The organism is Halochromatium sp. NSM3, from assembly GCF_059621085.1.
The window spans coordinates 49,262-62,025 of the sequence record NZ_JCAQIA010000005.1 but is presented as its reverse complement, the minus strand read 5'-3'; the positions used below and the strand labels follow the sequence as shown (position 1 = coordinate 62,025).

Here is a 12,764-nt window from a genome sequence, read left to right as displayed (position 1 = left end):
GCCCGTCCGCGCTGGCTCATGATTATTCTGCCACCGGGCCCGGCGGCGGCAGTTCGTCAAGCTCGATCAAAGCGTCGGGGTCGAGCTTTTCCGCCCCTTCGGGTGGGGTGAAGCGGAAGGCAGCGGCGTCCGGCGCAACCTCGGTTGACCAGTCGGTGATGCGCAGGCTGTATTGCGGTGCCGCGGCCAGGGTCTTGCTGGTGATCACCAGTTGGCGCGGGATCGGTTGCTCGCCGACCTCCACCCAGAGTTGCCAGTCGGTGTCGGCATTGCGGAAGGCCAGATGCTCGCAGTCGATGCCGCCGATCACGCCACGCCCGATGTGCTTGGCCTCGATGATGCCAGCGCTCAATGCCTCGTAGGCGTTGGACAACAGCAGGTCGGCGCCCGGCAGCGCGATGCCTTGCCCCGTGCGCAGTTGCTCGATGAGCGCATCGACGCTGTCAGGGCCTTCGAACTGCGCATACCCGTTCAGGTTCTTGCCGAGGATGCTGACGGTCTTGCCATCGAACAGCAACTCAACATCGGCATAGCCGCCGGTGCGGCTGGCTTTCAATCTGTCCGGGCGGCTCAGCAGCATACTGCCTGAGTTGGTGAATTGGATCTTTTCGATCTCGGGCGTGATGATCTCGATGGAACTGTCGAAGCTGAGCACGATGGTCTCTTGGCCGCTGACATAGTCGGCCATGGCCTTGAGGATGGCCTTGGCGTCACCGTCTTGGGCGATGGCCGTGGGCGTAGCGACAATGAGCGCGGTGGTCAAGGCCAGACCACAGAGCGGAGTGCGAGCAACTTTGGCTGCCGCGCGGGACAAGAGGGAGGTGTTTGGCATGGTGATGTGTCCTGAACTTGGTTATGAGTAAGGGGCGAGGGATTAGGGATTAGGGGCGAGGGGCGAGAAAAGAACAGAACAGACTGGACGCCACTATGACCGCTCGCCCCTCACCCCTCGTCCCTCGTCCCTCACCCCTTCTTAAAGTTCATTCCACTCGCACGACGACATAGCGCCCGCCGCTGGCCTGGTAGTAGGTGCCGCCGCAAGAATGCAAGGCGGTGCCGTCGATGATCACGTTGGTGCAGCCGCGCGGCAGGGTGGCGGCATAGACGGAGGTGGCGTAGATGGCACGGCGTGTGGTGCGCCTGGCCACACCGGCATAGCTGAGGGGCGTCACCGGCCGGCCGACCCGAGCTTGCGCCGGAGCGACGACAAGCTCGGTCTCCAGCGCGATGTCCAAGAGTCCGCCCGTGATCATTGCGAACGCGGCGACCAGCGTCGCCTTGACTGTTTTGCTGTGCATGAGTCTTCCCGCATGATGGAATGGGTACGCGGCGGCTGACCGCAGTGTTGCCCAGCCGGCGCGGCCATCGGTTCACCGATGATTGCTAACGCGCCGGACGCTTTGAGTCTGGCTACTTCTTGCTGTCCATGAATGCCTTTTGGCCCCGCTCGCCGGCCGCTTTGGCCCGCTCCGCCTCCTCGGCGGCCTCGACCTCGTCGACCAAAACGGCCTCTTCCTCGACGATTTCTGCCGCAAGCGCCTCGGCCTCCGCAGCCTCATCGGCCTGGATCGCCGCGTCTTCCATGGCCGTCGTGGACTGGGCGAATGCGCCTGTTGCGATCAGCCCAAGGGTGATGGACAGGGCACAGGTGGTCGATAGGATTCGATTGTTCATGGCTTGGCTCTCTGGGGTTGGTTCTGGATGAGCCCTTTGTTAGCTGGCCTGACGAATCCCAATGTCAGGCCGATTCATTGTGCTAGGGCACTTGCTTTACCGGCGGAGGGTTCCATTTGCCGGTGAGCGCATCGGGCTTCGGGGCGTAGAGACGCATGGTCAGGTTGAATGGCTCTTTGGGCGCGGGAAGCCAATTGGCCTCCAGATCCTTGCCGGGACTTTCGTTCTGGAAATACAGGTCGAGCGAACCATCGGCATTGGTCTTGAACGGCATGTAACTGCTGAGCGCGAAGCGATTCAGCGCGTTGCCGACTTGGAAGCCCTCTGCGTCATAGAGCGTGATCGACCAAAAGGCATTCACGGGCGGTGTTGCGCCCTTGGCGAAGTGCATGCTGTACTTGTTCGCGCCATTCAGCGGCTTGCCGGCTTCATCGCCGAGGTTTAGCGGATAGATCGCATCCTCGGGGAGGTTCGCGCCAAGGCCCTGCTGGGTGACGATGGCGCGCTTGAGGTAGTAGTTGCCGTACACGCCCATTGTGTCGGTGTTCATTGACCAGCCGTTGGCGACCCGGGCCAACGTCGGCAGTTTCCACGCCATGAGTTGCTGGCCTTCAGCCGGGGCGGCTTCGAGGGCGCCTCGAATCACCGTGTCAACGGTGTTGATATCGAAACGCTTGCCAGGTTCGATTCCAAGGCGCTTCATCTGCGCAATGATCGGCTGGTCAGTGACATGAGGCGGATGCAGTTTCATCAGTTCCGCTGCATAGGCGAAGTACTCGCCTGCGGACATGGTGTCGACCTGGGTCTTGGGCGCGGTCTTCATGTCCACACTCGGATCGATCTTTACAGTCATTTGGGCTGGCGGCTTGCCCCAACCCGAGAGCGGGGTGACTTTGTAGCCCGCCTGGATCTTGTGAACAGCCGGGTAATCGGCGGAGCCATCGGTCTTGGTGCGGCCGATTACCCAGACATAGGGTGTCGGTGCGGGAATGTGCGAGAAGCCGCTCGGCACCTCGCCCTCCCAGCCGGGAGGCGTGAGAAGGAAGTTGCCGGCCTGAGTGCCGGTGGTTCGCCAACCCGGCGAAGCAAAAACGTCAGTCCACATGTCGAGCATGGGCAGCAGGTAGTACCGGCCATCGGTATCCGGTGCGGAGACGATCAACGGTTCCTTCGTCAGGTCCAGCCAGGCGACGGAATAGAGCGTGTCGAAGTTGACGCGCACGACGACTTTCAAATCGGCAGGCGGGTACTCCGGGACGCTGACAAACATGTTCATCGGTCCCTTGGCGAACTCCTTGCCGGGTTCGACGTTCGTACTTTGCAGACGGGTAATGTCCATCGACACCAGCGGATAGAAGTAGAGGTAGGCGTCCACGGCGATGGCACGCGCCTCCTCTGCGCTGAGCTTGTCTTGGGCGTGAGCTTGAATCTGTGGCAGCGCAAGCAGCGCCGTGATGCACCCCAGCGTGATGAGTCTTGTGAGTCGTGTGAGTCTTGTGCGTTTTGTCATCATGTGGCCCCTTTGGTGTTGAATCGAATTGAAAACTGGGCAGCTAGCGCCAGCCGTGCCAGCCGTAACCGGCCGACTTTGAGGAGCGAGCGGAAAAGCCGTACCGTGTTAACGAGTTTTTTGTGTCCATGGATCGTGAAATTGTGTGCGATCACCTACCCCGGCGCCAAAGAAGATCTCCTTCACTTTTGCTGGGCCCACCACGCGGACGAGCTCGGACGCAAGACAGTAGAGCAGCAGACCGCCCAGGATCCACAGGGCCAAGACCGAAAATAACGGCCAGGATATCTCTTGGAGCAACACCTTGGCGCCCTCCACCACGCCGCCATGCTTCCAGGCGAGCGGAAGGATCTCCTCAACAAATCGGAAGAGCAGCACCATCGCGCCGAAGAGCAACGTTTTCCAGAGAACCCGAATGGCCGGAGTGCTCGAAAAGGTCCGGGTGATCAGAAGAGCCTCGATGATGAGTATTGCCTTGGCGACGATGAGAGCGCCGACCGTCGCAGTCGTGGCACGGAGCGCGACGATACTGTAGTCGCCAAGCGTCACCGCTTTGGTGAGGGCGAGCATGTGAAACAAGAACAGGAACAGGATCGTCGGCGGCATGGCCTCCCGAATCTCTTTAACGACAAATGCTCCGATCTTGCTCATCACGCATCCTAGTCAGTCTCTGTATTCAAAGCACCTGTTACGCACGGCACATCATCATCGATCAAGAGAGCCTCAAGAGAATTTGATTGACACTACCCAAGTTACCACCTGAAGCTGACGCCGAGCCCGGGGCCGTGCAGCGTCATGTCCGCATCATGGTTGCTGAAGTCGTAGGACAAGGCCCGATAGGCGAGGGTCACATCGCCCCAATCGAGTCGATAACCCATTCCGAGCATGGCCTGCCAGGTGGAGTTGGAGTCGCCCGCGCCAATGTCGGCGTAGAAAGGCACGAACCACTGGGTACCCGGAAACAGGATCTGGCCGCGCAGGCCGACAATGCCATCCCACACATCCTGGTCTAATGACACCTTATTCTCGTGGGACAACCGACCTGCGGTCCCTTGCACACTCAGCTTTAGATCGCTGTCCAGCGTCAGATAGCGCGCGCCGGCCATGAGATCGAGCGAGAAGTCGCTGCGGTCGATGGCCTGGTAACCGCCGGCCAGGGTCCAGACAGTGGCGCTGAGATCCGTCTTGGCCTTGCGTTCGATTTGGGAGTTCAGTAAACCTGCGGGGCCGGTCACATTCCGCACCTTGGTCTCTGTGTTGCCAAAGCGGGTGTAGAGCACATCGGAGTAGATGGACCAACGCTCCTTGCGTGCCTCCCCCATCACCATCAAGGCCATGTTGAGGTTGCTGAGGTAGCGATTCGGATTGGTTGACGATGTCAGGCTGATCGGGCCAACCGTTGAGCCATCAGGCAAAAGCAGACTGGACCGGTTGACGTCTGAACTCCCTTCCAGCGCAGGAAGCCAAAGGTAGGGGGTGACAAGGAACGTCCAGCCGCTGTTGCCACCCTCGGCGAGCGCGGCGGTTGAGACAAGCAGCAAGCCCGCCGCCGCAGCGAAGGAGGCGGAGCAACTGTGGGTACGACGTGGGGGCATGGGCATTCTCCGACGCAATACAAGGAATAGCCCGCTTTTTTACTCCCTTACCGCAGCCTGGGAAAGCATAATTCGCGACAAATGACTGTGCACCCGCTCACAGCGTCAGACATCATCCCGCCGATCAGTAAAGCATCAGGCCTGCGTGCGGGTGCAGACGCCCTCATGAGCGGTGACGGGCTGGTCGCCATGCGTCTTTCGCCAGGTCGCGGCAGTCATTCCTGACCATTGACGAAAGGCGTGAGAGAAAGGCCCACTCCCCGAATAGCCGAGTGCGTAGGCAATGTCGCCGAGCGAAAGCCGGGTATCGCGCAACAACTGCCGCGCGAGGTCATAGCGCGCCAGGGCGAGCAGCTCGGCGAAGGTGACACCCTCTTCGCGCAGTCGGCGATTGAGCGTTCGCGGGTGGATCGCAAACAGTTGCGCGACCTCCGCGCGGCCTGGACCTGGCCGACCGCTGCACGGCCCGGAGACCAAAATCCGCAGGATCACGCGACGGACTTTATCCAAAAAACCGAGGCCACAGAGGCTGCCAAGCGACTCGAGATCGGACTTGGCCTTGGCGTATAGAACCCCATCGGCGCTGGGGCAAGGACGCTTCAGATCGGAGGTAGCAAAGAGGATTGCCGCCTGCTGCTCCGCAAACCGCAGCGGCGCCTTAAAATGCTCCTGGAATGCAGCGATTTCCGTGGGTTCTTTGCGAAAAAAACGCACCTTGGTGGCGCGCCAGTCAGGACCGCAAAGCTCCGAGATCATGTTGCTGGCGATCGCCAGTGCTCCGTCATAGATGTGGTCCGTCCCAACCACGTCAGAGCACCACAGGGTATAGCCAAACATGGCCTGATGCCCATCGACGCAGAGGTAAGGAACAGCGCCCCGATCATGCAGGTGCAAGTAAAGCATCAGCAGTCGCAGCGCCGCCCCGACCGTCGGCGCCAACCGAGTGGCGCGGCCAACAGGGCCGGCGACATCCAGCCCCGCGTGCCGGCCCAGCGCAAGACCGGGGTAAGCGCACCCGGTCGTGGCCGCGACATGCTCCAGCAAGCGCCCTATGGAGCGAAACTCAATGGTGTTGTCTGCATCGTCGAACAGTTCCGGATTGCAACCAAGCGCGCGGATGACAGCGTCGGGGTCCAGCCCTTCACTGGCCATCAGGCGGGGCAAGTCCCGCACCACGGCCATGCGCACCATGCCCTCGGCCGGCAGACCGAGCGCCGCCAACCGACAGGGTGGGGAAAGCTCTCGTCTCGACATCTTGTTCATTCAAATCTTGCGCGGTTATGTTCGGTCATGCCTTACCAGGTCTCGCTTCAACTTGATGAGGAGTATCAAATCCCGCCATCAAGCGAGGTAATCGGTTAGAGTGGCGTGCAACCTGCTGCTGTCCAATTCGTCGAGCCTGCTTTCTCACCTTCCCGAACGACCCACCTGTGAGCCCAGGTAAGCCCGGGTTGCTCGCCAGATGAGCGCTCGGTGTAGCCAGCCGCCGCCACTCGATCCAGCATGTCCATCGTTACCGCCAAGGCCTTCCGCCAGCAGATCATGAAACCGGCCGAGGGCCTGTTTCTGTTTCATGCACGTGCCATCGAGCGCCTGATCGAGGGCCAACTCGGCGAGCGATTGGCGGGCGGCTCGATCCCCGACCTACCGTATTATCTGATGCCGCGCGCGGATTTTCTGCTCGGCCTCGAGACCGAAAACGCCGAGGCGCTGTCGGTGATCGAGGGGCTGCGGTTGCCCGAGCATGTCATCTTGCTCCCGAGTCCTCCGAATCAACGCTTGGAGCAACGCAGCTTCACGCGCCTGAGCTACGACTATTGGGCGCGCTCGTTCGAGGCGGAGGTCGCGCGCGCCTGGCAGACCGCGCGCGATGGCGACGCCCCGGGCGCAGCGCTCGATGCGGATTCGCTGCGCGCGTTGATCGGGCAGTACGCCTTCGCCGAGGTGCGCGAGGTGCTGACCCACGATGGCTTGATCCTTCCGGTGTGGGATGATGAACTCATCTGTCGCGGGTTCGTCGCCTTCGTCGTCAGGCTGCGCTACTTCGCGCCGGGCGCGCGTGGGTTCTACTTTCCCGCCATCCAGGTCTGGCCCCAGGTCGATCGCTGGCTGGCGGCCGCAGGGCTCGATCTGCCGCAGCCGTTGGTCGAGGAGCGCCTGCCGCGCTTGCTGGTCAAGAGTCGGCCAGGCAGTGGCGCACGCTTGCGCGACGAGGTGCCCTTGCTGCCGACCGCGCTGCCCTATGGGCACAGCGATCCGGACCTCGTGGAAGTGATCGCGCGCATGGAGCGCGCGAGTGCGTTGACGCACCTGGCGCCGGTCGTTCAGCTGAGCCAGGACCATGCGCGCGCGCAGGATTGCCTCGAGCAACGGCTGCTGGAGGCCTTCGCCCACGGCTCCCGGCTGGACCTGCAGCCGGACTGGATCGAGCGCATCGGCGATCAACTCGGCATCTGGTGGACCCGGCTGCTGGGAGTCTTGCGCTGGGTGCCGCCAGTGCTGCCCTGGCGGCTGTTCGGGCGCCGAAGTCGGGGGGCGAGCGGCGGCGGGCGTTTGCAGCAGGAGGCCGAACGGCGGGCCGATATCGCCTTGTTCGAGCAGACCGTGTCGGCGGCCATCCGCGCGCAGCGTGGTGGCTATCTGGCGTTGGCATTGCGTCGCTTGGCGGCGGCGCGGCGCTTGGCGCGACGCTTGATGTCCGAGGCGCGCGCCTTGCCGCTCGCGCTCGAGCAGGTGGTCGCGAGACGCGAGGCGTTGGTCGAGCGTCATTTCACCGATGGCTTGGCCGATCGGTGGTCGGTGGATGCGCACAGCCGCGCCGAGCTGCGGGTGTTGATCCATCGCCTAGCCACGGATGACCGGGCGCGCGACGGCTCGCCTGCGGCTCAGGGGCTGCTGGGCTGCCTTGAGCAGTTGATGCGCGAAGGCCCGACCGATTATTACCGGCTTCGCGTCGGGCGCTGGCTGCTGCACATGGGCCGCACCCGGATCCGCGAGCTGTTGCCGTTCCAACCCATGCTCAAGGCTCTGCGCGCCCTCGAGATCAGTCGTGTTCGGCTCGAAGAGCAGCCCTGGCCGATCGCTGATCTGGAGCGCTTCTCGACCCTGTTGCGCACCCTGAACCGCTCCATCACCGACCGGCTCGATACCGAGCTGACCCCCCGCCTCAAGCAGGCGATGCGGGAAGCCGATTTCATCCCGCGCAATCACCGCGAGATCGTCGCCGCGCACAAGATGAAGCTCGAGCTGCTCGATGTGATCAAACATCGGCGCCATCTCAAATTCACTGATGTCCGCGATATCGTCGCGCGCAACATCCTGCGCCTGCCGGACCCCACTTGGGGCGAATTCTTTCGCGGCGACCGGCTGCGGCGCTTCGATCGCACCGCCGAGCGCGCCCTCCCCGGCGTCTATCGTCCCGGTGAGATCTACATCAAGGGTTTGCAGCAGTTGGGGGCGCCGCTGTTCGGGACTCCGCTCGGGCGCGACCTCCTGCGCTATCTGCTGCTGCCCTTTGGCGGCGCCTATCTGATGCTGAAGAGCCTGGATTTGTTGATCGCGATGATGCCGTTCGTCGAGACGGGGTTTCATCTCACCGAGCCGACCTCCGTCATCCTCAGTGGCAGCCTGATCACCCTCATCGCCTATACCGGCATCGGCCGCCATCTGGCCGAGGCGGTCATCTTCGGGGGCTGGCGTATTCTGCGCTTCCTGGCTTGGGATGGACCGCGCGCGCTGATTCGCTGGTGGCCCATCGCGGGTTTATTGAGCACCGGCCTGATGCGCGGGCTCGGACGTAACCTGATCCAGCCGCTGCTGATCGGCATCCTGCCGCTGGTGCCGATCATCGCCCTGGCGGTGCTGGTGGAAGAGGTGCCCATCGAACCGGGATTCTGGTTATTCGGGCTGGCCTTCGCGCTCGGCACCCTGGCGCGCAATACGCCGGCTGGGCGCCGCTTCCTGGATAATCTGAGCACGCACATCGCGACCTACCTGCAGCGCATTAATCAGACGCTGTTCATCGGACTGATCCAGCAACTGTTGTTCTTCTTCAAGGAGGTGACGCGCCGTTTCTCGCAGGTGTTGCACCGCGTCGACGAGGGGCTCACGCATCATCTCAGCGAGCGCTGGAGCAGTCTCGCCCTCAAGGCCCTGCTGGCGCCGCTCTGGCGCCTCTCCGAGGCCCTGATCCAGTTCTATGTCACGGTGCTGGTGGAGCCGCAGGTCAATCCGGTCAAGCACTTCCCGATCGTGACCATCGGCCACAAGCTGCTGCTGCCGTTCCTGCCCGCCATTACCACGACCTTCGTCGAGGTCACCGAGTCGGTCTTGCCCAAGGTGGTCGCCTATCCGCTGGTGACGCTGACCATCGTGTTGCTGCCCGGCTTATTCGGCTTCCTAGTCTGGGAGCTGAAGGAGAACTGGAAGCTCTACGAGGCCAACCATCGCGAGCCGTTGCGTGCCTCACCCGAGGCCGATCAGACGCCCGCGATCGCGGTCGAACCGGCCATTGTTGGTGCGCATGCCGAGACCATGCGCCGGCTCATGTGTCGCGGCTTCCATAGCGGCACCTTGCCGAAGGGATTCGACCGCCTGCGCAAGGTCATCCGCGAGCAATTGCGCGATGATGCGGCCTATCCGAAGCGCCTGCGCCGCTGTCAGCGCCAGCTCGAGGAACTCGAGCACGCGATCGGCGTATTCGTCGATCGCGAGTTCTCGTTTGCGTTGCGCGAACGCTGCCGCAACCCGGATTGCACGCTGACGCGCGTCGAGACCAATACCCCGCGCCTGGCCACCGAGCTGGTTGAGATCAGTGTCGCCATCCATCCGCGCTCAGCCGACGGCGAGGCGGATTCGGATACTCAAGGGGGGGGCGATCCCCATCCGGTCATGCTCGGCATTCGCATCGCCTTTGATGGGCGCCGGATGCGCTTCGAGACCGAACTCAGCGGCGCGCCGGAGCGGATCGGGCCGCGCTGTTGGGCGATGGTGAGCGAAGATCTCCGACTTTTCGCCAGGCGTGCCGGTGCCGACCTGCGCGCATTGGAGATCGAGCTGTCCGTCGGCTTGTAATAATCTCATGCTACTATCCGCGCCCATGTTGACCTATCCCGCCATCGACCCCGTCGCCTTCGCCCTGGGCCCGCTCAAGGTCCACTGGTATGGGCTCATGTATCTGATCGGCTTTGCCGCCGCCTGGCTGCTCGGGCGTTGGCGGGCGTCACGACCGGGTTCGGGCTGGAGCGCCGAACTGGTCGACGATGTGGCCTTCTACTGCGTGATTGGCGTCATCGCCGGTGGTCGCCTCGGCTACATGCTGTTCTATGGCTTCGACCAGATCCTGGCCAATCCGCTCAACCTGCTCAAGGTCTGGGAGGGCGGGATGTCCTTCCACGGCGGGTTGATCGGCGTCATCCTGGCGATCTGGCTGTTCGCGCGCAAGCACGGGATGCGCGTGTTTGCGGTCGGTGACTTTATCGCCCCGCTGGTGCCGATCGGCCTGTTGACCGGGCGCATCGGTAACTTCATCAATGGCGAGCTGTGGGGGCATGCGACCAATCTGCCCTGGGGGATGCGCCTGCCCTGCGAGCGTTTCCCAGCGTACTGCGCCGGGCTGCCGCTCGATGCCGAATGGAGCCTGCCGGTGCATGCCTCGCAACTCTACGAGGCCGGTCTCGAAGGCCTGGTATTGTTCATCGTCCTGTGGTGGTTCTCGCGCCGGCCACGGCCGATGATGGCGGTCGCGGGGCTCTTCCTGCTGCTCTATGGCCTGTTCCGTTTCAGCGTCGAGTTCGTGCGCCTGCCCGATGCCCATATCGGCTATCTGGCGTTCGACTGGTTGACCATGGGTCAGCTGCTGAGCCTGCCCATGCTCCTCGGCGGCGCGTTGCTACTCGCCCTTGCCTACGGGCGGCCGCGTCAAGACGTTCCGTAAACGGACGCAGACGCGCGCGCTGCCGTCCTGCTACCGTGTCCCGCTACCGCTCAATGAGCGATAGGCGTGGCGTCGGTTGCTCGTAGTGCGGTCACGGAACCGAAACCGAGCACTGGCTCCGGGTCGAGCTGCAGCGCGTGCAGGACGCGCCAGGCCAGTTCGTCCGGCGAGCGGCTGATGACCTCGGCCGGGATCTCCTGCTTGCCGTGCAGCCGCTCGAAGTCCTCGAAACCGTAGGAGACCATGAACGGGTGCATGCCGGAGTTGATCGCGGCGCGAAAGTCCTTGGCCTCGTCGCCGCAGGCAAAGGCGCGGGCCGGGTTGATGTTGAACCGCTCGCGGGTCTGGCGGAAGTAGCCGAGCTTGTCCTCGCTCAGGGGCAGATGCACCAAGAAGTCGAGCAGATCCGGCTCGATGCCGTGTCGATCGAAGAGTTTGGTCAGGGTGACCACCGGGTCATTGGTGATGTTGCGGGTGACGATCCCGACGCGCACATCATCGGCCGCCGCAAGCCGATGCACCAGGGCCTCGATGCCATCGAACATGCAGGCCTCCTCGCGGTAGACCTCGGTCAGGGTGTCGATCAGCTTGGTGCGCCGTCCCGGGCCGATCTGGCGCCTGAGGTTTTGCGGCATCTCCTTGAAGCCGCCGATGTATTTGAACAGGTTGCGCCGCTTCTGAAAGCGCTCGAGCGGGCCGATGTCCATGCCGAGATGGGTAAAGGCCTTCTCGATGGCGCGAAAGGCGTCGATGGTGGTGCCATCGGCGTCGAGGATCACAAGGCGTTCGTTGCTAAACATTGCGTACAGTTGGCTCGGCAATGATGGTGTCGAAGGGCCTTGCGGTGCGCCTGTCTCGGTGCGTCTGTCGCGATCATCCCGCGCGGCGGCGTGATTCTCGCACATTGGGAGTGGCGGTGGCGTCGGCCGGATTGCCGTTGATCAAGGGAGGGGACGCTGGGCGGTGTGATGGCTTGCAACCTGTACAATCGGTCGTTGTTAGCGTTCAATCCTTGCCGTTTCCTTTAGCTGCATCGAGGTGATCATGCCGTTGACGATTCGATCGAGCGCGTTCGCGGAGGGCGGGGCGATCCCGGTCAAATACAGCTGCGATGGCGAGGATCGCTCGCCGCCGCTGGAGTGGGACGGCGTGCCCGAGGGCACGCAGAGTCTGGCTCTGATCGTCGATGACCCGGACGCGCCCGACCCGGCGGCGCCGCAGCGCACCTATGTGCATTGGGTGCTCTACAATCTGCCGCCGACGCTCACCCATTTGCCCGAGGCCTTCGAGCCGGCGACGCTCGCGATCGCCATTGGCGAGGGCATCAACGACTGGCGCCGCACTGCCTATGGGGGGCCCTGTCCGCCGGTTGGGCGCCACCGCTATGTCCACAAGCTCTATGCGCTCGATATGATGCTGCAAGGCCTGCTGCGGCCGACCAAGGCTGATCTCGAGCGCGCGATGCGCGGGCATATCATCGAGCAGGCAACCTTGATCGGCACCTATCAGCGATGAATCTAAAGCTGCCAAAGACCTACAAGCTGCTGCTTGCCCTCTGCGTGGTCGCCGGTCCCTTCATCTGGCTGGTGCTGACCGAGGACGGCAAGCGCCGCAGCGATCTCTTCCTGCTGCACCTGTTTGGCCATCAGCCGTTCAATCTGGCCGTCGCTAAGCTCCGTCCCGGGCTCGACGAGGACGTCCTGCTCGGTCAGTTCCCGCGCGTGGCGTTCAACTGCGCCGATGTATCGACCGCGCTCGGTGAGCGCCATTGCGAGGCGCAGATCGGCTCGTTCAACGGCATTCCGGCGCGGCAGGCGCAGCTCGACTGGAAGGATGACGCGCTCGCTGCGGTGCGCATCGATTATCGGGGCCGCTGGCATGAGATCTTGGTTGCGGAGCTGACCACGCGGCTCGGAGCGCCGCGCCGTGACCGCGTCGACGAGCGCACCATCCTCGCCTGGCGGCTCGATCACGGCATGCTCCTCGCGCCCGAGCAGTTGATCGACGCCGAGCCGCCGGTTCTGATTTGGATCGCCCAGCAAGGTTAAGC

The 12,764-nt window shown here is 63.1% G+C and carries 12 protein-coding genes; 4 read left to right on the top strand and 8 right to left on the bottom strand.

Annotated features, from left to right (window positions below; all coding sequences use genetic code 11):
• Window positions 1–22 precede the first annotated feature (22 nt).
• The 7 genes from AC54T3_RS03515 to AC54T3_RS03485 all read right to left on the bottom strand — a co-directional run bounded on the left by AC54T3_RS03515 (window position 23) and on the right by AC54T3_RS03485 (window position 6,000).
• Complete coding sequence (locus AC54T3_RS03515; RefSeq protein ID WP_496622378.1) at window positions 23–832, bottom strand: DUF2092 domain-containing protein; 810 nt, start codon at window positions 830–832, stop codon at window positions 23–25.
• A 148-nt stretch (window positions 833–980) separates the two neighbouring features.
• A complete protein-coding gene (locus tag AC54T3_RS03510; RefSeq protein WP_496622377.1) occupies window positions 981–1,298 on the bottom strand; it encodes a hypothetical protein in 318 nt (105 codons plus the stop codon).
• Between the two features lie 112 nt (window positions 1,299–1,410).
• Window positions 1,411–1,674 carry a hypothetical protein gene (locus AC54T3_RS03505; RefSeq protein WP_496622375.1) on the bottom strand — a complete coding sequence of 88 codons (264 nt, stop codon included), beginning with the start codon at window positions 1,672–1,674 and terminating at the stop codon, window positions 1,411–1,413.
• A gap of 82 nt (window positions 1,675–1,756) precedes the next feature.
• Window positions 1,757–3,187 carry a DUF1254 domain-containing protein gene (locus AC54T3_RS03500; RefSeq protein ID WP_496622373.1) on the bottom strand — a complete coding sequence of 477 codons (1,431 nt, stop codon included), beginning with the start codon at window positions 3,185–3,187 and terminating at the stop codon, window positions 1,757–1,759.
• A gap of 105 nt (window positions 3,188–3,292) precedes the next feature.
• The gene (locus tag AC54T3_RS03495; RefSeq protein WP_496622371.1) at window positions 3,293–3,835 is read right to left on the bottom strand and encodes a hypothetical protein; all 543 of its coding nucleotides are present in this window, start codon (window positions 3,833–3,835) and stop codon (window positions 3,293–3,295) included.
• A 101-nt stretch (window positions 3,836–3,936) separates the two neighbouring features.
• A complete protein-coding gene (locus AC54T3_RS03490; RefSeq protein ID WP_496622369.1) occupies window positions 3,937–4,779 on the bottom strand; it encodes a porin family protein in 843 nt (280 codons plus the stop codon).
• A gap of 135 nt (window positions 4,780–4,914) precedes the next feature.
• Entirely contained in the window at window positions 4,915–6,000 is a 1,086-nt protein-coding gene (locus AC54T3_RS03485) for an AraC family transcriptional regulator (protein WP_496622367.1), read from the bottom strand.
• A 282-nt stretch (window positions 6,001–6,282) separates the two neighbouring features.
• Between AC54T3_RS03485 and AC54T3_RS03480 the strand changes: the two genes are divergently transcribed.
• Window positions 6,283–9,852: a sulfite exporter TauE/SafE family protein gene (locus tag AC54T3_RS03480; RefSeq protein ID WP_496622366.1), complete on the top strand. Its 3,570-nt coding sequence runs from the start codon at window positions 6,283–6,285 to the stop codon at window positions 9,850–9,852.
• 25 nt (window positions 9,853–9,877) lie between these two features.
• Window positions 9,878–10,714, top strand: a complete 837-nt coding sequence (gene lgt, locus AC54T3_RS03475) for a prolipoprotein diacylglyceryl transferase (RefSeq protein WP_496622364.1) — start codon at window positions 9,878–9,880, stop codon at window positions 10,712–10,714.
• A 50-nt stretch (window positions 10,715–10,764) separates the two neighbouring features.
• Here lgt and AC54T3_RS03470 read toward each other — a convergent pair whose 3' ends face one another.
• Window positions 10,765–11,514 (bottom strand): HAD family hydrolase, encoded by a 750-nt coding sequence (locus AC54T3_RS03470; RefSeq protein WP_496622362.1) that lies wholly within the window; start codon window positions 11,512–11,514, stop codon window positions 10,765–10,767.
• Between the two features lie 244 nt (window positions 11,515–11,758).
• Between AC54T3_RS03470 and AC54T3_RS03465 the strand changes: the two genes are divergently transcribed.
• Entirely contained in the window at window positions 11,759–12,229 is a 471-nt protein-coding gene (locus AC54T3_RS03465; RefSeq protein WP_496622358.1) for a YbhB/YbcL family Raf kinase inhibitor-like protein, read from the top strand.
• Entirely contained in the window at window positions 12,226–12,762 is a 537-nt protein-coding gene (locus AC54T3_RS03460; protein WP_496622355.1) for a hypothetical protein, read from the top strand. The genes AC54T3_RS03465 and AC54T3_RS03460 overlap by 4 nt, the downstream gene beginning before the upstream one ends.
• Window positions 12,763–12,764: the final 2 nt, after the last annotated feature.

Bases quoted from the DNA above. Each gene is read 5' to 3' on its own strand.
- AC54T3_RS03460 (WP_496622355.1), top strand. From the start codon at position 12,226: ATGAATCTAAAGCTGCCAAAGACCTACAAGCTGCTGCTTGCCCTCTGC.
- AC54T3_RS03510 (WP_496622377.1), bottom strand. From the start codon at position 1,298: ATGCACAGCAAAACAGTCAAGGCGACGCTGGTCGCCGCGTTCGCAATG.
- lgt (WP_496622364.1), top strand. From the start codon at position 9,878: ATGTTGACCTATCCCGCCATCGACCCCGTCGCCTTCGCCCTGGGCCCG.
- AC54T3_RS03495 (WP_496622371.1), bottom strand. From the start codon at position 3,835: ATGAGCAAGATCGGAGCATTTGTCGTTAAAGAGATTCGGGAGGCCATG.
- AC54T3_RS03490 (WP_496622369.1), bottom strand. From the start codon at position 4,779: ATGCCCCCACGTCGTACCCACAGTTGCTCCGCCTCCTTCGCTGCGGCG.
- AC54T3_RS03480 (WP_496622366.1), top strand. From the start codon at position 6,283: ATGTCCATCGTTACCGCCAAGGCCTTCCGCCAGCAGATCATGAAACCG.
- AC54T3_RS03515 (WP_496622378.1), bottom strand. From the start codon at position 832: ATGCCAAACACCTCCCTCTTGTCCCGCGCGGCAGCCAAAGTTGCTCGC.
- AC54T3_RS03465 (WP_496622358.1), top strand. From the start codon at position 11,759: ATGCCGTTGACGATTCGATCGAGCGCGTTCGCGGAGGGCGGGGCGATC.
- AC54T3_RS03470 (WP_496622362.1), bottom strand. From the start codon at position 11,514: ATGTTTAGCAACGAACGCCTTGTGATCCTCGACGCCGATGGCACCACC.
- AC54T3_RS03505 (WP_496622375.1), bottom strand. From the start codon at position 1,674: ATGAACAATCGAATCCTATCGACCACCTGTGCCCTGTCCATCACCCTT.
- AC54T3_RS03500 (WP_496622373.1), bottom strand. From the start codon at position 3,187: ATGATGACAAAACGCACAAGACTCACACGACTCACAAGACTCATCACG.